Annotated in this window: 24 protein-coding genes; 13 read left to right on the top strand and 11 right to left on the bottom strand. The window is 41.8% G+C overall.

All coding sequences use genetic code 11. The features are described 5' to 3' along the window. The first annotated feature begins 204 nt into the window (after positions 1–204). Positions 205–552, top strand: a complete 348-nt coding sequence (locus tag PSV17_RS02240; protein WP_300479237.1) for a hypothetical protein — start codon at positions 205–207, stop codon at positions 550–552. 65 nt (positions 553–617) lie between these two features. Further along, positions 618–806 carry a DUF3008 family protein gene (locus PSV17_RS02245; RefSeq protein WP_300479239.1) on the top strand — a complete coding sequence of 63 codons (189 nt, stop codon included), beginning with the start codon at positions 618–620 and terminating at the stop codon, positions 804–806. Positions 807–926: 120 nt separating this feature from the next. On the opposite strand, the gene ftsX is transcribed toward PSV17_RS02245, so the two are convergent. Genes ftsX through ftsY form a run of 3 tightly spaced genes read right to left on the bottom strand, consistent with a single transcriptional unit; the run spans position 927 to position 3,580 of the window. After that, positions 927–1,847: a permease-like cell division protein FtsX gene (gene ftsX, locus PSV17_RS02250; protein WP_300479240.1), complete on the bottom strand. Its 921-nt coding sequence runs from the start codon at positions 1,845–1,847 to the stop codon at positions 927–929. After that, positions 1,840–2,526 carry a cell division ATP-binding protein FtsE gene (gene ftsE / locus PSV17_RS02255; protein ID WP_300479242.1) on the bottom strand — a complete coding sequence of 229 codons (687 nt, stop codon included), beginning with the start codon at positions 2,524–2,526 and terminating at the stop codon, positions 1,840–1,842. Before ftsE ends, ftsX begins: the two co-directional genes overlap by 8 nt. A 37-nt stretch (positions 2,527–2,563) precedes the next feature. Then, a complete protein-coding gene (gene ftsY / locus PSV17_RS02260; RefSeq protein WP_300479244.1) occupies positions 2,564–3,580 on the bottom strand; it encodes a signal recognition particle-docking protein FtsY in 1,017 nt (338 codons plus the stop codon). A gap of 279 nt (positions 3,581–3,859) precedes the next feature. Here ftsY and PSV17_RS02265 point away from each other — a divergent pair, with 279 nt between their 5' ends. From PSV17_RS02265 to PSV17_RS02300, 8 genes are all read left to right on the top strand, one after another. Continuing rightward, positions 3,860–5,185, top strand: coding sequence for a pitrilysin family protein (locus PSV17_RS02265; protein ID WP_300479958.1), 1,326 nt, complete (start codon positions 3,860–3,862; stop codon positions 5,183–5,185). Between the two features lie 167 nt (positions 5,186–5,352). Further along, positions 5,353–6,663 (top strand): pitrilysin family protein, encoded by a 1,311-nt coding sequence (locus PSV17_RS02270; protein WP_300479247.1) that lies wholly within the window; start codon positions 5,353–5,355, stop codon positions 6,661–6,663. Between the two features lie 93 nt (positions 6,664–6,756). Next, positions 6,757–7,329 (top strand): 16S rRNA (guanine(966)-N(2))-methyltransferase RsmD, encoded by a 573-nt coding sequence (gene rsmD / locus PSV17_RS02275; RefSeq protein ID WP_300479250.1) that lies wholly within the window; start codon positions 6,757–6,759, stop codon positions 7,327–7,329. A gap of 22 nt (positions 7,330–7,351) precedes the next feature. Beyond that, a complete protein-coding gene (gene coaD / locus PSV17_RS02280) occupies positions 7,352–7,843 on the top strand; it encodes a pantetheine-phosphate adenylyltransferase (protein WP_300383242.1) in 492 nt (163 codons plus the stop codon). After that, on the top strand, positions 7,843–8,094 hold the full coding sequence (locus tag PSV17_RS02285) for a YfhL family 4Fe-4S dicluster ferredoxin (RefSeq protein ID WP_300479253.1): 252 nt from the start codon (positions 7,843–7,845) through the stop codon (positions 8,092–8,094). The genes coaD and PSV17_RS02285 overlap by 1 nt, the downstream gene beginning before the upstream one ends. Before the next feature lie 19 nt (positions 8,095–8,113). Next, complete coding sequence (gloA, locus tag PSV17_RS02290) at positions 8,114–8,503, top strand: lactoylglutathione lyase (RefSeq protein ID WP_300479256.1); 390 nt, start codon at positions 8,114–8,116, stop codon at positions 8,501–8,503. 16 nt (positions 8,504–8,519) lie between these two features. Then, entirely contained in the window at positions 8,520–8,780 is a 261-nt protein-coding gene (locus PSV17_RS02295; protein WP_300479258.1) for a GIY-YIG nuclease family protein, read from the top strand. Continuing rightward, the gene (locus PSV17_RS02300; RefSeq protein ID WP_300479261.1) at positions 8,770–9,015 is read left to right on the top strand and encodes a hypothetical protein; all 246 of its coding nucleotides are present in this window, start codon (positions 8,770–8,772) and stop codon (positions 9,013–9,015) included. Before PSV17_RS02295 ends, PSV17_RS02300 begins: the two co-directional genes overlap by 11 nt. Positions 9,016–9,058: 43 nt before the next feature. On the opposite strand, the gene creD is transcribed toward PSV17_RS02300, so the two are convergent. The 4 genes from creD to PSV17_RS02320 form a co-directional block, all read right to left on the bottom strand. Further along, on the bottom strand, positions 9,059–10,489 hold the full coding sequence (creD, locus tag PSV17_RS02305; RefSeq protein WP_300479263.1) for a cell envelope integrity protein CreD: 1,431 nt from the start codon (positions 10,487–10,489) through the stop codon (positions 9,059–9,061). 152 nt (positions 10,490–10,641) lie between these two features. Continuing rightward, positions 10,642–12,081 (bottom strand): two-component system sensor histidine kinase CreC, encoded by a 1,440-nt coding sequence (gene creC, locus PSV17_RS02310; protein WP_300479265.1) that lies wholly within the window; start codon positions 12,079–12,081, stop codon positions 10,642–10,644. A gap of 137 nt (positions 12,082–12,218) precedes the next feature. Then, positions 12,219–12,893 carry a two-component system response regulator CreB gene (gene creB, locus PSV17_RS02315; RefSeq protein WP_300479267.1) on the bottom strand — a complete coding sequence of 225 codons (675 nt, stop codon included), beginning with the start codon at positions 12,891–12,893 and terminating at the stop codon, positions 12,219–12,221. 26 nt (positions 12,894–12,919) lie between these two features. After that, positions 12,920–13,225: a thioredoxin family protein gene (locus tag PSV17_RS02320; protein ID WP_300479270.1), complete on the bottom strand. Its 306-nt coding sequence runs from the start codon at positions 13,223–13,225 to the stop codon at positions 12,920–12,922. A gap of 308 nt (positions 13,226–13,533) precedes the next feature. Here PSV17_RS02320 and PSV17_RS02325 point away from each other — a divergent pair, with 308 nt between their 5' ends. Beyond that, positions 13,534–15,519 carry a DNA topoisomerase IV subunit B gene (locus tag PSV17_RS02325; protein WP_300479273.1) on the top strand — a complete coding sequence of 662 codons (1,986 nt, stop codon included), beginning with the start codon at positions 13,534–13,536 and terminating at the stop codon, positions 15,517–15,519. Next, positions 15,519–17,813 carry a DNA topoisomerase IV subunit A gene (gene parC, locus PSV17_RS02330; RefSeq protein ID WP_300479275.1) on the top strand — a complete coding sequence of 765 codons (2,295 nt, stop codon included), beginning with the start codon at positions 15,519–15,521 and terminating at the stop codon, positions 17,811–17,813. The genes PSV17_RS02325 and parC overlap by 1 nt, the downstream gene beginning before the upstream one ends. A 115-nt stretch (positions 17,814–17,928) precedes the next feature. Here the strand turns inward: parC and dnaJ are convergent, their stop codons facing one another. The 4 genes from dnaJ to waaC all read right to left on the bottom strand — a co-directional run bounded on the left by dnaJ (position 17,929) and on the right by waaC (position 22,830). Next, a complete protein-coding gene (gene dnaJ, locus PSV17_RS02335; RefSeq protein ID WP_300479276.1) occupies positions 17,929–19,050 on the bottom strand; it encodes a molecular chaperone DnaJ in 1,122 nt (373 codons plus the stop codon). Positions 19,051–19,168: 118 nt separating this feature from the next. Beyond that, the gene (dnaK, locus tag PSV17_RS02340; protein WP_300479278.1) at positions 19,169–21,094 is read right to left on the bottom strand and encodes a molecular chaperone DnaK; all 1,926 of its coding nucleotides are present in this window, start codon (positions 21,092–21,094) and stop codon (positions 19,169–19,171) included. 133 nt (positions 21,095–21,227) lie between these two features. After that, a complete protein-coding gene (grpE, locus tag PSV17_RS02345) occupies positions 21,228–21,752 on the bottom strand; it encodes a nucleotide exchange factor GrpE (protein WP_300479280.1) in 525 nt (174 codons plus the stop codon). 115 nt (positions 21,753–21,867) lie between these two features. Further along, positions 21,868–22,830: a lipopolysaccharide heptosyltransferase I gene (gene waaC, locus PSV17_RS02350; protein WP_300479282.1), complete on the bottom strand. Its 963-nt coding sequence runs from the start codon at positions 22,828–22,830 to the stop codon at positions 21,868–21,870. 85 nt (positions 22,831–22,915) lie between these two features. On the opposite strand from waaC, the gene PSV17_RS02355 reads away from it, so the two are divergent. Continuing rightward, positions 22,916–24,013 (top strand): glycosyltransferase family 4 protein, encoded by a 1,098-nt coding sequence (locus tag PSV17_RS02355; RefSeq protein ID WP_300479285.1) that lies wholly within the window; start codon positions 22,916–22,918, stop codon positions 24,011–24,013. Positions 24,014–24,015: the final 2 nt, after the last annotated feature.

A 24,015-nucleotide genomic window follows, 5' to 3' on the forward strand; every position in this document is an offset into this window, starting at 1 on the left:
CACCCTTGAATTAATGCACTCAAACTGCATTTACACAGAATTATTTACAGGCTCCAAACTAACACGAGAACTATTTAAATTAACATCAACTCAATTGATTCCTACACTGTTTTAAGAATTATCCTCTTCAATAAACAAATAGCACTCTCTATATTCATATTAAATCTGTTCAAGATATTTTTTAATTAACTATGGAGATTGATGATGAAACATACTAAATTCTACTTGCCAAGCCTATTATTAGCTGGCTTGTTACAGACTACCATTGCGTTTGCAGGTGCAACTAACAGTGGCGATAACACAGCTGCGGTTCCAGGCGAAAATAGCTCAAACACAGTCACTCCAGTGGATGGAACTTATAATAAAAATACCGATAATTCCCAAAATACAGATATGAATAAATCTAACAATTCCACTTCAAATAAATCCCCTAGCGATAAAAAAGCTAAAAAAAATAATTCAACTAAAAGTATGGAGGATTGTTACGCTGCCGATGGGAAATTAAAGTCAGGCAGTTTAGATTGCAATACTGATCTTAATACTACTAAATAGTACTAACGGGATGTAATAGTCTTAGGATTTTTCTTCTTGAGAATAAACTTCAATAGGAGGTTATTATGCCAGCCAAATCCAAGTCTCAGCAAATGGCTGCGGGAATAGCACTTGCAGCCAAACGCGGTGAAAAGAAGAAAAGTGAATTAACGGGTGCTTCAAAAGAAATGTTTGAGTCAATGAGCGAAGAACAACTTGATGAGTTTGCTTCTACAAAACGAAAAGGCAAACCTGATCATGTTTCAAAGTCTTGAATTTATTCATGAAACAGTAAGTGACTTCTGAAAATTATTGTCGGTTTAGATTTGCTATTCGCAAAAACCACTCCATTGTCAGTAGTGGTAAAGCTCAGTAGTAGTTAAGCTGAGATTTAGCTAATCAATTTTAATTGAAGCAATTGAGCGAGAAACAGCCAGACTTGAACCTAGCCAGCCAATAAATATAGCGAAGCTGATTATCCCTATAAAAAGGTCGCTGTTAATTATAGGTAAACTGAAATCGCTACTATACAAAGTAGATAGTGCTTGTACCGATAGATTAAATGCCATAACTGCTAGCATCAACATAATGGTGGCTAACACTCCGCCAAATAAGCCGTAAATAATACCAGCGTATAAAAATGGAATGCGAATAAAGCTATTAGTTGCGCCTATTAGTTTACTCACAATCACTTCCTCTTTTTGTGTGAGTATCTGCATGCGGATTGTATTGCCTATAATGACCAATAGTGCGAAAGCTAATAAGGTCGTTATAAAAAATATAATCTTTTTACCTAATGTTAATAGCGCTGATAAGCGCTTTGCCCACTCTGTATTCAGCCTTACATGTTCAACACTTGGAATGTTTTGAAGCTCTTGTTTAAGTGTTTCTAGCGCATCAGGCTCTGTAGATTTCGCTTGAATGAAGAATGCATCAGGAAGTGGATTTTCTTCTAAGTCGACAACTTTGCTATCTGTTTCATTAGCCGCACTAGCTTTATTTTTAAGGGTTTGCCAAGCATTTTCCTTGTTAACTAAATGAAAATCTTTAATAGATTTATTCTTTTTCAAAAGCGCTTCGACTTCTTGCACGGCATCTTTGTCTGCATCAAGCTTTAGAAAAAGACTAATTTGAGTTTCATCTTGCATATGATTGGTAAATTTGGATAAATGATCTACACCCAAATAAAACAGCCCAGGTACACTTAACGCAACGGCAATTACCAAGCTAATCATAAATGTCGATACGGCATTGTTTTGCATACGACCGAGCACTAATTTTATGGTTTGTACATGCTGGTTAATCCAGTTATTCATGATGAACTCCATCAAACCCAGATTGAGCCTGTGTCAGCTGACCTTGATTAAGATGCAATACGCGATTTTGAACGGCGCTCATGCCCAAGGCATCATGCGTGGCTACGATTACTGTCACGCCCACTTGATGGAACGCATGAAAAATCCCCATAATATCTGCCGCGTAACCCGCATCTAAATTACCCGTTGGTTCATCTGCTATTAATATTGAAGGGCGACATACTACAGCGCGGGCAATGGCTAAACGTTGCTGTTCACCGCCAGATAATGTTATAGGCATTGCTTTTTCTTTTTGTAGTAACCCCACTTTATCTAAAGCGGCGCGAACTCGTTTAGAAGCCTCATTACCGGTAATACCATTAATATGTAAAGGCAGAATTATATTTTCGAAGCAATTGCGGTCATATAATAATTTATGGTCCTGAAAGATTAAGCCGAATTTACGACGCATAAATGGTATGGCGGATGGCTTAAGTTTGCTGATGTTTTGGTTGGCAATGAGTACCGTACCACTAGTAGGTTTTTCGGTCGCCGCAATCAGTTTTAGCAAAGTACTTTTGCCGGCCCCAGAATGCCCCGTTACAAACACTAACTCACCCGCTTCTATGGTAAAGCTTGCGTTTTTTAAGGCTTCGTTACTACCAGGGTAGCGCTTGGTGACTTGGTCAAATTTAATCATTGCTTTAGATTATATCGCTAAATAGTGAATGAAATTACTAATCAATCATCGCATCAATAAAATCGGCGGCAACAAATGGTCGTAAATCATCTATGCCTTCGCCAATGCCAATATAGCGAATGGGAATAGGGCGGGCTTCGGCAATCGCAGCTATGACGCCACCTTTAGCCGTACCATCTAATTTGCTCAATACCAAGCCCGTGACCCCAAGTGCGTCGTCAAAGGTTTTAACTTGCGTCACCGCATTTTGTCCAGTGTTGGCATCCAGCACTAATAGCACTTCGTGAGGTGCTCCTGGCAACGCTTTATCCATCACGCGTTTTACTTTGGCAATTTCATCCATTAAGTGCATCTGTGTAGGTAAGCGGCCAGCAGTGTCAGCTAATACGATATCGATATTTTTAGCTTTTGCGGAATTAATTGCATCAAACATCACGGCAGCAGCATCGCCACTGGTTTGTGACACCACGTGCACGTTATTGCGCTCACCCCAAATTTGCAGTTGCTCGCGAGCAGCGGCTCTAAATGTATCACCTGCGGCAATAAGTACGGATTTACCTTCTGCTTGAAAGGCATGAGCCAGTTTGCCAATTGAAGTTGTTTTCCCCGCACCGTTCACGCCCGCTAACATAATCACAAATGGCTTGTGACCGCTCGTATCAAGTGGTTTTTGCAATGGCGTGAGCAGGTCAGACATTGCGTCTTTTAGTGCGGCTTTGAGCTGAATTGTGTCATCTAGACTTTGCACTTTGACGCGATTTTTGATGTCGGCAAGCAAATTTTTAGTGGCATTCACGCCAACGTCTGAAGTGATTAAAATGGTTTCTAACTCTTCATAAACTTCAGCATCGATTTTTCCGCCACCAAATAAACTAGCGAGTTGGTTGCCAAGTTGTTTACGGGTTTTACTAAGACTTTGTTTTAATCGTTCACTCCAGCTTTGTGCGGCTACTGGTGCTTCTGTAACTTGTATTTCAACTACAGGCGCATCAACTTGCTCGGGTGTTGGTTCTTCTGTAGATTGGGCTGGTTTTTTTTTGAAAAAATCGAACATAGTGACTCAATATTTTTTGACTGGTTTAATAAAGCTATTTTATCTTAATTTTTTGGCTAAGCCGATATTGTTTAATTTTATGATGAGAACTTTATGATGAGAACTTAGAGATGAACTAACAAGTAAACAGTCGTGTCACATAGCTGGTTTAAAATGTTAACAACTCAAAGCGTTTAGCCACGCTATAATCAAATAAGATTTATTAACTCATGGTCATTAACGATGAATTTGGAGAAGTACACGGTGAGTATCAAAAGCTTAGTGATATTAATATTAGCAATGCCAATGACAGTTTTTGCAGCAAGTTCTATACAAGAATTCAAACTCGATAATGGTTTAAAACTTGTGGTACAAGAAGATCATCGCTCGCCCGTGGTGGTTTCCCAGGTTTGGTATCGCGCTGGTAGTATGGATGAAGTTAACGGCAAAACTGGTGTGGCGCATGTGCTTGAACATATGATGTTTAAGGGCACTAAGAAAGTGAAGGCGGGACAATTTTCGCGCTTAATCGCGGCGGCAGGTGGTAAGGAAAATGCCTTTACTGGGGCCGATTACACTTGTTATTTTCAGCAACTTGAAAAGTCAAACTTACCACTATCGTTTGAGCTAGAAGCTGATCGCATGGCTAATCTACAACTGACTAAAGAAGAGTTTGATAAAGAAATCAGAGTGGTAATGGAAGAGCGTCGTTGGCGCACGGATGATAAACCGCAATCTATGGTGAATGAAGCTTTTCAAGGTACGGTTTATCGTGCGCACCCTTACGCGCGACCTGTTGTGGGTTTTATGAATGATCTTGAAAACATGACTTTTGAGGATGCGCGTGAGTGGTACAACACTTGGTATGCGCCTAATAATGCCACGCTGGTAGTGGTAGGGGATGTTAAAGCAGCTGATGTGTACAAGCTTACCCAACAATATTTTGGCAAGTTAAAGCCAAAAGTATTACCAGCACGCAAGCCTCAAGTTGAGCCAGCACAAATTGGCGAACGTCGTATTATCGTGAAAGCCCCCGCTAAACAATCTTATATTCTCATGGGTTACCATGTGCCTGCACTTAATGACCCAGATAAAGATTGGGAGCCGTATGCGCTAGAGGTGTTAGCTGGCGTATTAAGTGGCAATTCTGCTGCTCGACTAAATCAATCTTTAGTGCGAGATACGCAATTAGCCGTTGATGTGGGTGCAGGGTATGACCTTTTGCAACGCGGACGTTTGAGCTTGTTTGAACTAGACGGTACTCCAAGCGAAGGCAAAACCGTAGCTGAAGTAGAAACGGCTTTATTGCAACAAATAGATAAAATCAAAGCATCAGGCGTAACCACTGAAGAGCTTGATCGTGTTAAAGCAGGCGTCATTGCCTCAGACGTTTATCAACGCGATTCTATGTTCTACCAAGCAATGCAAATAGGTACGGTTGAGACAATAGGCTTCTCTTGGAAGATTTTAGATAGTTATCAAGCAAAATTGCGCGCCGTAACGTCAGAGCAAGTGCAAGCCGTCGCTAAGAGATATCTGGTTAAGGACAACTTAACCATTGCGACTTTAGATCCGCAGCCGGTGGATCCGAATGCTAAGCCCCAAGGCAAACCCCATGTCCATTAAAATTCAAATTGCGTCGCGATACGTTGTTGCGTCAAACCTCATGTACTTGATGTACACGTCGGCTTGACGCGCCTAGTCTCGCTTAGCACTTTTAATTTTTATTAGAGAAGTTAGTTTTTTAAATTTCGACATCTCCGCATAGGCGGGAATCCAGTTAAGGTAATAAAATGAAATTAATTAAAATTTTAACAATTGTAGTCAGTAGCTTAGTGGCATTTAACAGTAACGCTGCTGTGAAAATTCAGCATTGGCAAACCAGCACAGGCTCTGAAGTTTATTTTGTAGAAAATCATGATCTGCCGATTGTCGATTTAAGTGTTAATTTTGCTGCAGGTAGCGTGCATGATACGGCTGAGAAATCAGGTGTGGCTGGAATTACCAAATACATGATGACATTGGGCGCAGATGGTATGACTGATGAAGTTATCGCTAATAAAATGGCGGATATTGGCGCTATTTTAGGTGGAGATTTTGATGCAGATCGTGCTGGATTTAAATTACGTACTTTGAGCAGCACACGTGAGCAAACGCTCGCCATAGATGTATTTACAAAAGTGCTACAAAAACCAGATTTTCCAGAGGCTGTATTAACACGTGAAAAGGCACGGATTATTTCTGGCTTGCAAGAAGCCGAAACAAAGCCAGAAAGTATCTCTAGCAAAGCGTTTAATAAAGCTATATATGGCTCACACCCTTATAGCTTGGAAGAAAGTGGTGAAGTTGATACGGTAGCTAAAATTAAACGTGAAGATTTACAAAATTTTTATAGTCAATATTACGGCGCAAAGGGCGCGGTGATTGCGATGATTGGTGATTTAACGCGCGAGCAAGCGAGTAAGATTGCTGAAAATATTTCTAGTGGACTACCAAAATCTGTTGCAATCGCGCCGATTCCACCAGTGCCTTATCCAGCTAAAGCGATAGAGCAACGTATTGTGCACCCTGCATCACAATCGCATATTTTATTAGGCTACCCAGGCATTAAACGTGGTGACCCAGATTTATTTCCTTTGTATGTAGGTAACTACATTTTAGGTGGCGGCGGCTTTGTGTCGCGCTTAACGGAAGAAGTGCGCGAAAAACGTGGTTTGGTGTACAGCGTGTATAGCTACTTTATGCCGATGGCAGAGCTAGGGCCATTCCAAATTGGCTTGCAAACTAAAAAAGACCAAGCTGATGATGCACTTAAGTTGGTGCGAGAAACATTAAATAAATTTCTTAAAGACGGCGTTACAGAATCTGAGTTAAAAGCAGCAAAAGCCAATATTATCGGCGGCTTTCCTATGCGTATTGATAGTAATGGCAAGATTTTGGATTATCTAGCCGTGATTGGTTTTTACAAGTTGCCACTGAGCTATTTAGATGATTACAACGCCAAAGTCGCTAGTGTGACTACTGCGCAAATTAAAGAAGCGTTTAATCGCAGACTTAAAGCTGAAAACTTTGTGACTATTATTGTGGGTGATGCGGTTAAGTAATGTTTTGAATGGACGACTAAAGATTTGCAAAGGTCTTTAGTAAAACCGCTTTAGTAGTAAAATGCTGATTTAGAGATAAATCAGCATATTCAAATGGCATCAGCAAAATTAAATACAGTACGCATCAATGCTGGCGAGTGGCGAAGCCGCTTAATTAAGTTTCCAGATGCCACTGGTTTGCGGCCAACGCCAGAACGTGTGCGCCAAACGGTATTTAATTGGCTTGGGCAAGAGTTAACGGGTCAAACGTGCTTAGATTTATTCGCAGGTACTGGTGTGATGGGTTTTGAAGCGCTTTCACGTGGCGCAACTTCAGTCACCTTGGTCGAAAAATCCACGCCAGCTTACAAAGCATTATTGGATAATAAGCAGATTTTAAAAGCCGAAAAGGCACAAATTCTGCATCAAGATGCAATGCTGTTTCTGAATGCTAATCAACAAAAATTCAACTTAATATTTTTAGACCCGCCTTACAATCAGCAATGGCTACCAAAAGTACTGCCTTTGTTACTTCAGCATTTAAAGCCAGATGGCTTTGTGTATGCAGAAGCAGAGTTTGCTCTAGATGAAAGTGCCGAGTTTGCGGCAGGCTGGCAAGTGGTGAAACAAAGCAAAGCGGGTAATGTGTTTTATCATCTGCTAAAATCTAGCAACAATAACGACTAAATGTTAATTCAATAGGCTCAATATGAGTAAAAACCGTATCGCAGTTTACCCAGGTACTTTTGACCCAATAACCTTGGGGCATGAGGATATTGTGCGCCGCGCGGCAGATTTGTTTGATGAGGTCATTGTAGCTGTTGCTGGTAGCACCAATAAAAAAACGCTATTTAGTTTAGATGAACGCGTGGCATTGGCTAAAAGTGTATTTAAAGATGCTGAAAATATAAGAGTCGTTGGCTTTAGCGGCTTGCTCATGCAGTTTGTGCAAGACCAAGGCGCAAAAATGGTGATACGCGGCCTACGTGCTGCCTCCGATTTTGAATACGAGTTTCAATTAGCAGGGATGAACCGTAAACTTTATCCACAATTTGAAACATTGTTCTTAACGCCATCAGAACAGTTTATGTTCATTTCTTCAAGTCTAGTGCGCGAAGTGGCCGTGCTGGGTGGCAATGTACATGCCTTCGTCTCGCCTACGGTGGACGATGCGATTATTGCAAAGCTAGGCAGCAAATAATGGCTTTAATGATTACTGATGAATGCATTAATTGCGATGTCTGCGAGCCAGAATGTCCCAATGGTGCCATTTATCAGGGTGAAGAGATTTATGAAATCGACCCCAATAAATGTACCGAGTGCGTAGGACATTACGATAAACCGCAATGCCAAATTGTTTGCCCAATTGATTGCATTCCATTTAACCCGAACGTGGTTGAATCTAAGGATCAATTAATGCAAAAATACTATCAATTAACTGCTGTTAAGTAGGTAAAAAAAAGGAAAAAATATGCGCATGCTACATACCATGCTCCGTGTTGGTAATTTGGAGCGCTCAATCAAGTTCTATACTGAAGTTTTAGACATGAAAGTATTACGCCACAATGATTTCCCCGATGGTAAGTTTACTTTAGCCTTTGTGGGTTATGGGGAAGAAAGTGACCATACAGTGCTAGAGCTTACATATAACTACGGCGTAGAAAGTTACGACATGGGCAAAGCCTATGGACATATCGCTTTAGAAGTAGATGATGCTTATAGCGCTTGTGATGCCGTACGAAATGCAGGCGGAAAAGTCGTGCGTGAAGCAGGGCCTATGATGCACGGCACAACCGTCATTGCCTTTGTGGAAGACCCAGATGGTTACAAAGTAGAGTTTATTCAAGCTGGAACTTATTAACTTAGCTATTTAATCCATGACTACCTCTTGGTTTTTATACCTGCTGGAATGCAATAACGGCGCGTATTACGCGGGCATTAGCAATGATGTAAAGGCGCGCTTTGCCACCCATGTGAGTGGTAAAGGTGCGCGTTACACCCGTGCAAATCCGCCAGTTAAAATCCTTGCCACTAAAACTTATGCAGACCGTTCAGCGGCAAGTGTTGCCGAGGCGCAATTGAAAAGTTTGCCAAGAAATAAAAAGCTACAATACTTCAATGAGTCTCATGTTGAATAAAGCTGAGTTAAAAGTTGCTGTACAAGCCGCTTTAAATGGTGATTGGGGTAATTCGCACAAAATCGCTCAGGAATATTCAGACCCCACCGCAAATTGGATTCACGCAGTACTTCACAAAATTGAAGGTGACGAATGGAATAGCAAATATTGGTATGCCAAAACTGTGGGTAAAAAGTTTGAAGATTTTAATGATACGACACAAGAACTAAATGCAATTCAAGCCAGCTTAATGTAAAACCCCGCAACTGCGGGGTTTATTGTTTATGAATCCTACTTGATTAACTAGTAAGCGCTTCTTTCGAACTGATTTGATACCAATCTACCTTACGGGTGATAATCATAGTCACTGCTAGCAAGCCAAATACGAGCAATGAACCCATAAGCAAGGCATTATCTTCTGAAGCCAATATGCCATATAACGCGCCATACAAAGCGGTGAGCAAACCTGCAAACATAAAGCCATGACCTTTACTTTTTAGTACGTAAGTGAGGTAATAACCTAACAAACTGACGCATGATAAGCTGGCAATTAAGTAAGACATGGCAAAGCTAATGTGCTCTGAAAGTGAGATAAGTAGTAGGTAAAACAAAGCCATTGCCAAGCCCACCAAAGTATATTGCGCAGGGTGAATGCGTAGGCGTTTGATAATCTCAAAGATAAAGAAACCAGCAAAGGTTAGGCCGATAAACAGTAATCCGTATTTAGTGGCACGGTCTGATTGGCTGTACACGTTGATAGGCTCTACAAAGCCGATTGAGAGTGACTCAAGTGACTGGTTTGAATTAGCCGCTTGTGCTGCTGCTGGGTATGATGCTCTTGCTGAATCAATTGCAGATGCAGAAGTCGCAGTTGATTTACCATTCCAACCTTGGTTAAGCATGTTCAATAATATGGTTTGATTGCTGCTAGAGAGTGAAGAAACTTCCCATTGTGCTTGAAAACCCGCAGGAGTGATTTTTTGTGTAGCGGCATCTGGTAAAAAGCTACCGTTAAAATGTGGATGTTGCCAGCTTGATTGCAAGGCAATTTTGTTGCTGTCGGCAATAGGTGTGAAATTAAAATTCTCCATACCGCGTAAGTTCAGCTTAAATTCAAAATGGATATTTTTTGTAGCAGCAATATTTAGTGTACCTAAATATGCATGAATCCCATTGCCGAGTGTGCTTAAGTTTGTACCTTGTTCAAACTGATAAGTTTCGCTGTTAACGGTGAGTTCTGGCTTACCATTAATACCACGGGTATCGCTAATGCCAATGCTGACATATGCTGGTAAATAGCTGATGACACCACCTTCATGCTGAGGTTTAATTTCATAGTTCGCGGGGAGACTAAATGAGCCTTTAATGTTGCCACCAAGTTGATACATAAGAGCTTTATATATACCTAATTTTTTATATTCATTAGTAAAGCCTCCAGCCAGTTCCAAGTTATCGGGCAGTAGATAATAGATATATTCATCTTTATGCCTCTCAACTTTTTTAACCTCATTGTCTATCACCTTTACATAATACTCTTCGGTATATGGCACAGCTAAAACAGGCCCAATAATGGTTTGAGATCCTGCATAACTAGAAGATATTTTGTGTTTAACGCTTTCTTGACTAGATTGACGCTCAGTAATAAGTGAGTTGATATAAGTTACCGCCCAAGACATGAGCATGGTGAGAAGAAAAATACCGATAACTTTAAAAATAAATGCCCGATTCATGATGAACTCCGAATTAGTAATGTGGAGTTAGCAGAATAGAAGGTGTGAGTGAAGTGCTGATGCGCTTATGTGAAGTCTGTGTGAAGTTTTGTGGAATTTTGTAGGAGTGGTCTGAGACCACGAACAGTCGCATTCGCGGTCTCAGACCGCTCCTACGTAGGGATAATGAAACTTGAGACTGCGCCGCCATTTGAATTATTTTGTAGAGTAACGCTACCACCATGCAGTTTTACGACTTCCTGAACAAAGTTTAGCCCTAGTCCTGTGCTTTTTTGCCCAGCATTGATTGAAAAGTTAGGGCGAGGTAATGAGTAAAACTTATCAAATACTTTATCCAAAGCATAGTCTGGAATGCCGCTTCCTATATCACATACAGTGAGTTTTATTTGCGTTTGACTGCTTTCAGTCGCTACGATAACTTCACCATTGGCGGGGCTAAAATCGAGCGCGTTTTCCAGTAAGTTGCAGATCGCTTGGCCGAGTAAAAATGTATCAGCTTGAATCTCAATAGCGTTAAGTGGTGAAAATTTAAATTGAATATTATTTTGCGCTGCTTTGTTCGCTAAATGTGATATTTGCGTTTGTATTAGGTCGTTCAAATTGACCGTGGTTAAGTGTTGTAGTTGCTGTTGATGTTCAAGTGTGGCTAAGCCCAACATATTCTGAATAATGGTTTGCACGCGGTTTGATTGCGTTTTAATCTGCGCTAAAAAGCGTGCTTGGTCTTCAGGTGGCATACTGGGCGAAATTAATTCCAAAGCCGCTTGTATTGCAGTAATAGGGCTTTTTAACTCATGTGTTAAGTGCTGAACTGAGTCTTGAATGTATTGTTTGCCATCTAACTCACTACGCATAGTTTGCATGGACTTGGCGAGTTCGGTGAGTTCGTCATTGCTAGAGATTGGCGGCGCAGCTTTTTCACCTTTCGTGATTTTTTCTGCATAATCGCGCAATGCGTTAATTTTTCGGGTAAATCGCCATGTGAATAACACACCGATAATCAGTGAAAGCCCAAATAATAATGCCCCCCAGCGAATAATCTTGTTTTGAGCTCGCTCAATAAATGGCAGCAAAGTACGGTTGGCTTTAGCAACCGTGAGAGAGCCGATAATATTGCTCCCATCTTTAATCGGTGCGGCGATGTACATGACTGTGTCACTTTCTTCATCGCCAAGCACAGCAGGGCTAGAGCGTACGCCATACTTACCTTTAAGCGTGAGGTAAACATCGTTCCATTTTGAATAATCATGGCCAAGCGCGAGGTTAGCCGAATCAAAAATGACAATACCTTTGGTGTCTGTAATGTATACACGGTAATCTGCAGACTGTTTTTTGATGCCCCAAATATTCGCTTTGGTGGCGTGTGACTGATATTTAATAAGGCTTTGTGCGAAGTTTCCCGTCTGAATCGTATCGGTTTTTACATCGTTTGCTGCAAGCTCAGCTAATACGTTGGCGGTATCGACCAGCGTGTCTTCCATGGCTTGGCGCACGCCAGGTTTCACTTCATCAACAAACACATATAGCACAAACCAAGCAGCAAGACCGACTAGTAAGAAATAGCCCAAGAATATTTTTAAGCTAATTTTCATTTTTAAACTAAATTTACTTTTTTGTCATACCGACGAAAGTCGGTATCTAGCGTCTTTAAGTCACTGGATTCCGTGTCATGCACGGAATGACGAAATGAATAGTTTGAAATATTGAGAGCTAATATCATGGTCATATTTTAAGCCTGCAAACTATAACCCATGCCGCGATGGGTAATGATGGCTTCAGTTTGTGTGTCAATAGCACGCAACTTTGCACGCAATGTTTTAATATGCGCATCCACGGTGCGTTCCAAAGTGTTCTCGGCATTTACCCAGACAATATCCATCAATTGATTACGAGAGAACACGCGTTGCGGTTGTTGAATTAAGGTTTTAAGCAGCAGGAATTCATAACGTGTTAAATCTAAGTGTTGTCCACGATATTGAATGCGATTCGCTAGTTCATCAACACTAAATTGTACGATTTGCTGACGGGCGTTTGTCTTTAGTTCTGTGCGGCGCAATATCGCTTTCACTCTTGCGACGACCTCACGAGGACTAAATGGCTTGATAACATAATCGTCAGCACCAATTTCCAAACCCACAATACGGTCAATTTCATGATTGCGTGCGGTTAAAAATAGAATGGGTATGTTTGACTCTGAGCGGATTACTTTGCAAACGTCAAAGCCTGTCATATCTGGCAAGCCTACATCTAGAATCACAAAATCAATTGTCTGCTGTTTAATTTGTGGCATAGCATCACCACCTAGAAGTCTGTGCGTGGTGGCGATACCAGCTTCTTTAAAAGCATAAATCAGTGTTTCTGCAATGGCAGGCTCGTCTTCAATAATCAGTACATGGAGTGGCATGGCAGTATTTTAGATGAGAAAGGTCTTCAATGTGGTGTTTCATTATTCATCTGATTTAAGGCATCGCTAATGACCTGCTCATGAGTAGGGCGTACTAGGCGACTGAGCTCAACACCATTTTTTAGAAACACTAACGTTGGCCACAATTTAACTGCATATTGGCGACCTAATCTTTGCCCTTTGCCATCTTCAATCTTGATGTGTTTGACATTGGGGTAGTTAAGTAGGGCTTTACTAATGATTGCTTGGGCAGCTTTGCAATAACCGCACCAGCTTGCACCAAACTCAATCACGGTAAGGCCTTGTAACTGCTCGATTTCTTCTTTAGTCATATGCGTATTTTGGGTTGAGGTTGTTTAAGTTAATTAAAAAGCATGCTTAAAATTGATTCTATATTAGGATTCCTAATCACAGCAGTGACTTAGCGTGCATATCCCCACGCGCCTCACAGTGTTATCCACAGAAATTGTGGAGACTGTTAATTAGCCAAATCCCTGCCGTAGTTATATCGCAAATCTCTGTTAAAGTGAATTTTTAATCGTAACTCGCTCAAAAAGACAATTAGTTAATTAAAATAGCGTTAAGTCAATTAAACTTAATATAAAAATTAAGTCGCACATCAATTTAAAAGGTTAGCTGAATGGCAGAAAAAGAATACGATGCAGACTCGGTAAAGGTGTTAAGGGGTTTAGAGCCTGTACGCGCAAGACCAGGAATGTATACCCGCACGGATTCCCCAACGCATATTGTGCAAGAAGTCATCGACAACGCTGCAGATGAAGCATTAGGCGGTCATGCCACCATTATCCAAGTCACAATATTTAAAGATGGCGCGGTTGAAGTCTCCGATAATGGTCGCGGTATTCCCGTAGAAATTCCAAAAGGTGAAACACAACCAGCCGTAGAGCTTGTATTCGTGCAATTGCATGCAGGTGGTAAGTTTGATAAAGAAGACGAAAATAGTTCATATCGCTTTTCAGGCGGTCTGCATGGCGTAGGCGTTTCTGTGACCAATGCGCTTTCTACTCGACTGGATGTAAAAGTAAAACGCGATGGAAAAGTACATAGCCTTTCATTTGAAAATGGTAATTGCGTTACGCCATTAACAGAAACGGGCAAGTGCCTTAAAAAAGACACTGGCACCACGGTAAAGTGCTGGCCTGACCCTAAATATTTTGATTCGCCCAAGGTTTCACTTCAGCAGTTAGAGCATCTAATTAAATCAAAAGCAGTGTTACTGCGCGGTGTGAGCGTGACACTTGCTATTGAAGGTGCTGAAGGCTTTGAAGAGCGCTCTTGGACTTATGTAGACGGCTTGCCACAATATTTGGATGAGTTAATTGGTGAACGCGAGTATGACGAAGACGAAACGCCCATTCCAATCATTTCGGGCGAGTTTTACCATCATGAGAATACCGATGGCATCTCCAAAGGCGAGGGCGCGATTTGGGCATTGTCATTTGGCTCAGGTGGCGGGCGAGGGGAGTCTTACGTTAACTTGATTCCTACGCTCTCTGGCGGCACGCACGAGGCTGGCATGCGTAATGGGGTGTTTGAGGCGGTTAAGTCGTTTATGGAGCATCACAGCATGATGCAACGCGGCGTAAAAGTCTCTTCAGAAGATGTTTGGAATAACGTTTGTTATGTACTGGCAGCAAAAGTATTAGATCCACAATTTCAAGGTCAAACCAAAGAGAAGCTAACTAATCGTGATGCCATGAAAATGGTTGCGTCTGCCGTGAAACCTTATATGGAAACATGGTTGAGCCAAAATGTAGACCATGCGAAGCGTATCTCTGACTTAGTGAATCGCTCTGCGGCGGCGCGTAATAAATCGACGCAAAAAATTGAAAAGCGCAAATCTAGCGGTATTAATTTGATGCCTGCCAAACTCACTGACTGCGAAGCAGCAGGCACGATGGAAGCCGAGTTATTTTTGGTAGAAGGTGATTCCGCTGGCGGTAGCGCAAAAATGGGCCGCAACAATGAGTTTCAATCTTTATTGCCTTTGCGCGGTAAGGTGCTCAATACTTGGGAAGTTGATGCTGGTCGCATATTCGGCAACTCAGAAGTACATGACATCTTTGTGGCGCTAGGTATTGAGCCACACACACTTAAAGATAACCCTGATTTTTCAGGTTTGCGCTACGGCAAATTGTGTATTCTTTCTGATGCCGATGTCGATGGCTCACATATTCAAGTGTTGCTGCTAACTATGCTGTTAAAACATGCACCTAAGCTAATCGAACGTGGTCATGTGTATATCTCGCAACCACCGTTGTACCGTATTGATGTGCCTGCACAGGGCAAAAGTAAACCTTTGCGTAAAATCTATGTGTCGGATGATGCAGAGAAAATTTCCACCATAGAAAAGCTTAAACGCGAAGGCATTGCTGAAGAAAAGTTAGGCATACAGCGTTTTAAAGGTCTTGGTGAAATGAACCCAGAGCAATTATGGGAAACGACTTTATGCCCAGATACGCGTCGCTTGGTCCAAGTACGTTTGCCTGAAGGTGAAGTCGCAGGCGCGCTGAAAATGTTTGATATGTTGATGGCTAAAAATGAATCAGCCGCCAGAAAAGAATGGATAGAGCGTCGCGGTAATGATGTGGAGGCGGATGTTTAATGGACACGACGATAAATACAATCATGCAAGAAAATAATGATGAAAACGCAGTACCGATTGGCGCATACGCAGAAGAAGCTTATTTAGCCTATGCCGTTTCCGTAGTAAAAGGCCGTGCGCTGCCTTCAGTAGAAGATGGTCAAAAGCCAGTACAACGACGCATTTTATTTGCCATGAAAGAAATGGGCTTGGTGGCTGGTGTTAAACCAGTTAAATCAGCTCGCGTGGTTGGTAACGTGCTGGGTATGTACCATCCGCACGGTGACAGCTCTGCGTATGAGGCGGCCGTCCGATTGGCGCAAGACTTTACGCTACGTTACCCGTTGATTGATGGACAAGGTAACTTCGGCTCACGTGATGGCGATGGCGCTGCCGCGATGCGATACACGGAAATGCGCTTATCGCCCATTGCTGACTTATTATTATCCGAAATCGACCGCGGTACTGTCGATTTCCAAAGCAATTACGATGGCGCTTTTCAAGAACCAGTATTGCTACCAGCGCGTTTGCCGATGATGTTATTGAATGGTGCTTCTGGCATTGCTGTGGGTATGGCGACTGAAATGATTCCGCATAATATGCGAGAAATTGCTAATGCCGTGTTGCATGTGATGGATAACCCAGATACCACTACAGCTGATTTTATGCAGCATGTGCCAGGACCGGATTTTCCAGGCGGTGGTCAGCTCATTACACAAACCGCAGACATCCTTTCTACCTATGAAACAGGCCGTGGCTCATTAAGGCTGCGCGCGAGATGGATAGTCGAGCCGATGGCGCGCGGTCAATGGCGCATTATTATCCATGAATTGCCACATGGGGTTTCTGTAGAAACAATCCAGGATGAAATCCTTGCCATATCGAATCCTAAGCCGAAAAAAGACAAAAAAACCATAGATCAAGATCAGTTGCTAGTGAAGCAATCGGCCTTAAGCATGATTGATACGGTGAAAAGCGAAGGCAAAAAAGATGTCCGCCTGATTATTGAGCCAAAAACCAGCAAAGTTTCCAGCGATGAATTAATGGCGTTCTTGCTGCTACACACCAGCATGGAAGTTTCATGTCCTGTAAATATGGTGATGATTGGCACCGATGGTCGACCTGCACAAAAAGGCCTGGTGGCGATTCTTAAAGAGTGGATAGCCTTCCGCCTGAATGTGGTGCGCAGACGCTGCCAGTTTGATTTAGACAAAATCAATAAACGCATTCATATTTTAGAAGGCCGCATGATTGCCTTCTTACATATAGATGAAGTGATTCGGGTAATTCGCAATTCAGATGAACCGAAAACTGACCTGATCGCAGCGTTTCAATTAAGTGAAATGCAAGCCGAAGATATTCTGGAAATCAGGCTACGTCAGTTAGCTAGATTAGAAGGCTTTAAGATTGAAAAAGAGTTAAAAGATCTACGTGAAGAAGCCGATGGCTTGCAAAATATCTTAGGTAGCGATAATAAATTACGCAAACTCACTGCAAAAGAAATTAAACAAGATGCTGAAAAATACGGTGATGACCGCCGTACATTGATAGAGCCAGTTGAGCGTGCACAGGGCGGTCAAAAAGCTTTTGTGGTGGATGAACCTGTGACTATCCTGCTTTCTAAAAATGGCTGGATTAGAGCTAGACAAGGCCACGGCGTTGAGCGCGACTCAATAGCTTGGAAATCTGGTGATGCTGAGTTTGCCGTCATAGAAACACGCACCGTGTTGCCTATCGTGCTGTTAGACACAAATGGCAGATGCTACGCCTTTGATGCATCTACAGTGCCAGGCGGTAAAGGTGATGGAATTCCGCTAAGTTCAATCATTGAAGTGCAGAATGGCGCTAAATTAGCCCATGCGCTATCAGGTAAGGACGACGACCGATACTTATTTGCCACATCCAATAGCTACGGCTTTGTTGCGCCATTGAAAAGCTTAGTGGCAAGACCTAAAGCAGGTAAAGGTTTTATGAAACCAGAAGGTGGTGCGTTGATTCTGCCACCCATAAAATTAGATGAACGTACCCACCTTGCGGTGACTTCATCCGAAAATAAATTACTGGTTTTCCCAATCAGCGAAGTGAATGAATATCCAAATGGCGGTAAGGGCGTGCGTATGATGGATATTCCAGATAAGGCCTCATTGTCACGAATCGAATTGAGTAATGGGCTTTCTGCGAATGCCGTGATTAGAGGTAAAGTTAAAGTGCTAGAAGGAGAAAGTTTAATTAAGTTTCTGCTCAAGCGCGCCAGAAAAGGTCATGATATTAAAGAAACTAAAGCGCCAGTTAAGCGGCAAGTTTCACTTTTTTAATCCCTAATTGAATTCAGATCAAAGCTGAATTTAGATTATCTATAAAAGCAAAATGCCGCATTAATGCGGCATTTTGCTTTTTAAACACTAACTGGTTTATTTAATGTTGGGTAAATTAACCAAAGAAGTCTTTTGCTTTATCTACCCAGCTTTTATTCTTTGGGCTGTGTTTGCCAGAGTCTGCCTGTGTGCTGGTTTCAAACTCACGGAGTAAATCTTTTTGTTTTTCAGTTAATTTAACTGGCGTTTCAACCACTACGTGCACCATCAAATCGCCACTTTCTGATTGGCGTAATGGCTTAATTCCTTTGCCACGCAACCTGAATACACCACCAGTCTGGGTTTCTGCTGGAATTTTCATTTTTGCAGAGCCACCCAAAGTTGGTACTTCAATTTCGCCACCTAATGCCGCAGTGCTAAAGCTAATTGGCATTTCGCAATGTAGGTTTCCGCCTTCGCGTTGGAAAATATTGTGCTCTTTTAGATGAATCACAACGTATAGATCACCTGTTGGGCCGCCATTAACGCCGCCTTCACCTTCGCCACTTAAACGAATTCTATCGCCTTCGTCTACACCAGCTGGAATTTTCACAGAGAGTGTCTTGTTCTGTTTTGTTCTTCCTGCACCGTTACAAGTTGGGCAAGGCTCTTTGACCATTTTGCCGTTACCGTGACATTTTGGGCAAGTTTGTTGAACTGAGAAAAAGCCTTGTTGCATGCGCACTTGTCCGTGACCAGCACAGGTTGTACAAGTCACAGGTTGCGTGCCAGGGCGTGCTCCTGAACCTTTACAGGTTTCACAAGTAGATTGCACAGGAATTCGAATCTTAGATTCAGTTCCTTTAGCTGCATCTTCAAGTGAGATCTCCATGTTGTAACGTAAGTCAGCGCCGCGATATACATTATTGCGTTGTCCACCAGCACGGCCACCACCGAAGATATCGCCAAAAATATCACCAAATGCATCCCCGAAACCCGCACCGCCAAAGCCACCTGCACCGCCACCTTGCTCTACGCCCGCATGACCATACTGGTCGTAAGCTGCACGCTTTTGGTCATCAGAAAGCATTTCATAAGCTTCTTTAGCTTCTTTAAAGTGTTCTTCTGCATTTGGGTTGTCAGGATTACGATCTGGGTGATGCTTCATCGCAAGCTTGCGATAAGACTTCTTGATTTCTTCCTCAGAAGCGTCTTTATTAACGCCCAATATTTCGTAATAATCTCTTTTAGTTGCCATAATTCAGTCAGTATTTAGTTATTGTTAGCCAGGTGGTGTTAGAGGTGTTGATAGCGAAAAGTCGTTAGCATCATTTTGCGATGCTAACGACTATAAGCTAAAGACTAAAAATTGTGAATTAGTCTTTTTTTATTTCTTCAAACTCTGCATCTACCACGTCGCCATCCACTGTTTTCTCAGTTTCTTGGCTCGGTTGAGCGCTTTGTGTGTTGGATTCCGCTTGTTCAGCAGCATAAACTTTTTCACCAAGCTTTTGTGATGCTTCAGTCAATACTGTTGTTTTAGCTTCAATCTCATCTTTATCATCAGATTGCAATACATCTTCAACGCCTTTAATCGCCGCTTCAATGGCTTCTTTTTCAGGCGCCTCTAATTTATCACCATGCTCAGACAATGATTTTTTCACACTATGTACCATGCCATCAGCCGCATTGCGTGCATCAACTAATTCACGATACTTCTTATCTTCATCTGCATACTTAATAGCATCTTCTTCCATTTGCTGAATTTCAGCTTCAGACAAGCCACTATTGGCTTTAATGGTAATTTTATTTTCTTTACCAGTGGCTTTATCTTTAGCAGAAACGTGCAAGATACCGTTGGCATCAATGTCGAATGTCACTTCAATTTGTGGCATACCACGTGGTGCTGGTGGAATATCACTCAAGTTGAATTGACCAAGAGATTTATTCGCAGCCGCTTTTTCACGTTCACCTTGCAACACTTGAATAGTTACCGCATTCTGGTTGTCATCAGCTGTAGAGAAAGTTTGTGATGCTTTGGTTGGAATCGTGGTGTTTTTCTTAATCACTTTAGTCATCACGCCACCAAGTGTTTCAATACCTAGTGATAATGGAGTTACATCAAGCAATAACACATCTTTAACATCACCTTTTAACACGCCGCCTTGAATTGCTGCACCAACTGCCACAGCTTCATCAGGGTTAACATCTTTACGTGGCTCTTTACCGAAAATTTCTTTTACTTTCTCTTGCACTTTTGGCATACGGCTTTGACCACCGACCAAAATTACGTCGGTAATGTCTTCAATTGAAACGCCTGCATCTTTAATAGCCATGCGGCATGGTGCCATTGTGCGTTCAATCAGATCTTCAACTAAGCTTTCTAATTTTGCACGCGTGATTTTTACCACTAAGTGTTTAGGGCCAGTCGCATCGGCAGTAATGTATGGTAAGTTAACTTCAGTTTGTGTAGCGCCAGAAAGCTCAATTTTTGCTTTCTCTGCAGCTTCTTTCAAACGTTGTTTTGCCAATAAATCCTTGCGTAAATCTAAACCGCCATTTTCTTTTTTGAACTCATCTGCCAAAAAGTCGATTAAGCGATTATCAAAGTCTTCACCACCTAAGAAAGTGTCACCGTTGGTTGAAAGTACTTCAAATTGATGTTCGCCATCAATGCTTGAAATCTCAATGATAGAAACGTCAAATGTACCGCCGCCCAAGTCATACACAGCAATTTTACGATCGCCTTCTTGTTTATCTAAACCGAAAGCTAATGCAGCAGCAGTAGGCTCATTGATAATACGTTTAACATCTAAACCTGCAATACGTCCTGCATCTTTAGTCGCTTGTCGTTGGCTATCGTTAAAGTAAGCTGGCACAGTAATCACGGCTTCAGTCACTTCTTCGCCAAGATAGTCCTCAGCAGTTTTTTTCATTTTACGTAAAACTTCAGCTGAAATTTGTGGTGGCGCCATTTTCACGCCACGAACTTCTACCCATGCATCGCCGTTATCAGCTTTTGCAATCGTGTACGGCATTAAACCGATGTCTTTTTGTACTTCTTTTTCGTCAAAACGACGACCAATCAAACGCTTAACTGCGTAAAGTGTATTTTTAGGGTTAGTCACAGCTTGGCGTTTTGCTGGCGCACCAGCCAAAATTTCACCGTCTTCTTGATATGCAATAATTGAAGGCGTAGTACGTGTACCTTCAGCGTTTTCAATTACGCGTGGTTTGCCACCTTCCATTACGGCTACGCAAGAGTTCGTTGTGCCTAAGTCAATACCAATAATTTTTCCCATATTCCTATTCCTTTTTTACTCATTAATTTGCTGCATTACTTTGCGTAAATAGCAGTGTTAAATTTTTACCTTGAAGCTATTGTGGTGATTGTTTTTGTTTTTTCAAGTGCTTGATATAACTTGATTGCTTAAATTATTTAGCGACCATCACTAAGGCAGGGCGCAACACGCGGTCATTCAACGTATAGCCTTTTTGTAATACTGTTGTCACGGTATTAGGCTCGCCACTATTTTCCAGCATGCTGATGGCTTGATGTTTATTGGGGTCAAACTTTTCGCCCAATGGATTAATTTCCGCAATATTGAATTTATCAAACACAGAAGCTAATTGATTAGTGGTAATTTGCACACCATCTTTGTAGCTTTGCACGTCAGTTGCTTCAATTAACAAGGCCGCATCTAAGCTATCTTTTACTGCAAGTAATTCATTAGAAAATTTCTCTAATGCAAATTTGCGTGCTTTATCGATATCATCCATCGCACGGCGGCGAATATTTTCACCTTCAGCTTTAACATATAAAACTGCTGCTTGCGCTTCTTTAAGTTGAGCTTCTAGTTCACCAATACGTTCATCTAACGAGCCAGCAGCGCCATTTTGTTGTAAATCGTCATCAGCTTGCATCGCTTCATTTTCTGGATTCTGGTTTTCTTGTTGCATGAATTTCCCCACTATAAGTTTTCAGATTGATTAACAATGTTTTGAAAATGGGGCTGTCTGAGCTAATTTCAAGGGCAGATAGGAAAATTATTACTACGCTGAGAGTGAATTTTAGTTATTTATTAATACTTAAAAAAGCATTCAGCACGTCGACTACCTCAGGTATTTGATCAATATTACCTAAGTTAATTGCCCCGGTATAAGCCCCTGCATACACACCAGTTAATTTTGGGTTTGTGTCAGTATAAATCGCGATGGTGGGAATATTAAGTGCAGCAGCTAAGTGCGACAAGCCCGTGTCTACCCCTATTGCTGCTTGGGCATTGCTAATCACAGCGGCTACTTGTGCAATAGTTAACTTAGGTAGCACCGTAGCGTTTTTTAAAGCGGCAGCGATTTGTTGTGCACGTTTAAGTTCAGCCTCACTCGCCCAAGGTAACACCAATTTTAATTGCCGTTCATCTAGTTGACGCCCTAATTCTATCCAATGCTCAGTAGGCCATAATTTAGAGTCTCGACTAGTACCATGCAGCCCTATAACAAATGGCTCATTGATTATTGCATGAGTGTTAACAGAAGCTTTAATGCCATAGTCTGGAGCGTTATTCGGTACTGCATAATTAAGGCTCAGCGCTGCAAGCGTACGATTGCGGATGACGGCGTGTTGCTTAAAGCTAATGTGATGTTTTTGCTCATAGCCCCAACTTGCTAATGGTTCGCGTATCGATTCTTTATCATAACCATGCTTAACTCCATTCGTAAAGCTTGTGATAATGCTACTTTTGATGAGACCTTGGCTATCAATCACCGTATCGTATTTGTTAGCTGCAAGCTTTTTAATCACGGCCGAGATTTCACGCAGAGTATTAAGGCTTAATAAATGTTTACGCCAGCGCCGCATTGCAACGGTAATGACTTGCCCCACTTTAGGGTGTAGACGTGGAATGTCAGCAAAGCTCTCTTCCACAACCCAATCAATTTGTGCATCTGGAAAGTGTTGCAGAATATCATTGACCACAGGTAAGTTATGAATCACATCGCCCAATGAAGAGGTTTTAACCAGCAAAATTCGTTTCATACCATTATTTTCGCATACAATCCTGAAAATGAAGTTTGCGTTTACTATTTTTAAATACTTTCCCTACGGTGGAGTGCAGCGTGACATGTTACGCATTGCAAATGACTGTGCAAAGCTAGGGCATACAGTTACTATTTATACAGGTGAATGGCGAGGAGACAAACCTCAAGGTAATGTACAACACATAATATTGCCTAGTAAGGGCTTGTTGAATCATCAGCGATATCAATGTTTGCTAGATGCAATGCACGCTGCTTTGAAATTAGAACCTGTTGATTTTGTGGTCGGCTTCAATCGAATGGAAGGTCTGGATGCTTATTATGCAGCGGATCCATGTTTCATTGCACGGGCATATGAAGAAAAATCTTGGTTTTATCGCTTAAGTGCCAGATTTAGATTCTTTAAACGCTGTGAAAATGCAGTGTTCGCTAAACAGAGTAATTGTGAAATACTGCTATTAACCTCTCGCGATAAAATGGAATTTCAACATTGGTATCAAACGCCAGATTCGCGTTTACATTTATTACCGCCTAACATACCTGTAGATAAATTTAAAAATAAAGATAGAACGAGTGCGCGTTCATATTTATTGAAGCAGTTTGATTTGCCCGAGCAGGCGAATGTGATTTTGACAGTAGGCTCAGCTTATATTAGAAAGGGTGTCGACCGAGTTATTACAGCTTTGGCAGCTTTGCCAACGGCTGTAAGAGATAATACTTGGTTGGTTGCCGTTGGCGAGTATGAGTCCAGCAACACTTTTAATAAAGATGCAAAAAAATTAGGCATAGCTGGACGTTGTATTCAGGCCGGAGGCAGAGCAGACGTTGCTGACTTAATGCTAGGTGCTAATTTGTTAGCGCATCCTGCGCGCTCTGAATTGGCTGGACTCGTGATTATAGAGGCGATGACTGCAGGTTTACCTGTGTTACTAACAGATGTGTGTGGATATGCAAGTCACGTAAAAAACGCAGGTGCTGGAGTTGTTTTAGATTCGCCATTTAATCAATCGCAATGTAATCAAGCTTTATATGCTATGTTGATGGCTGATAGTTTGACATGGGCACAGGGCGCCATAGATTACACGCAGAACATTTTGCGAAACTCCTCACCAAGTTCTGAAGCAGATTTAATTATTGGTTTTGCACTAACGAAACAGAACTCTAAAAACAACGAAGCGGATTAAGT

It is taken from the genome of Methylotenera sp. (genome assembly GCF_029946165.1).
Classification (GTDB): domain Bacteria; phylum Pseudomonadota; class Gammaproteobacteria; order Burkholderiales; family Methylophilaceae; genus Methylotenera.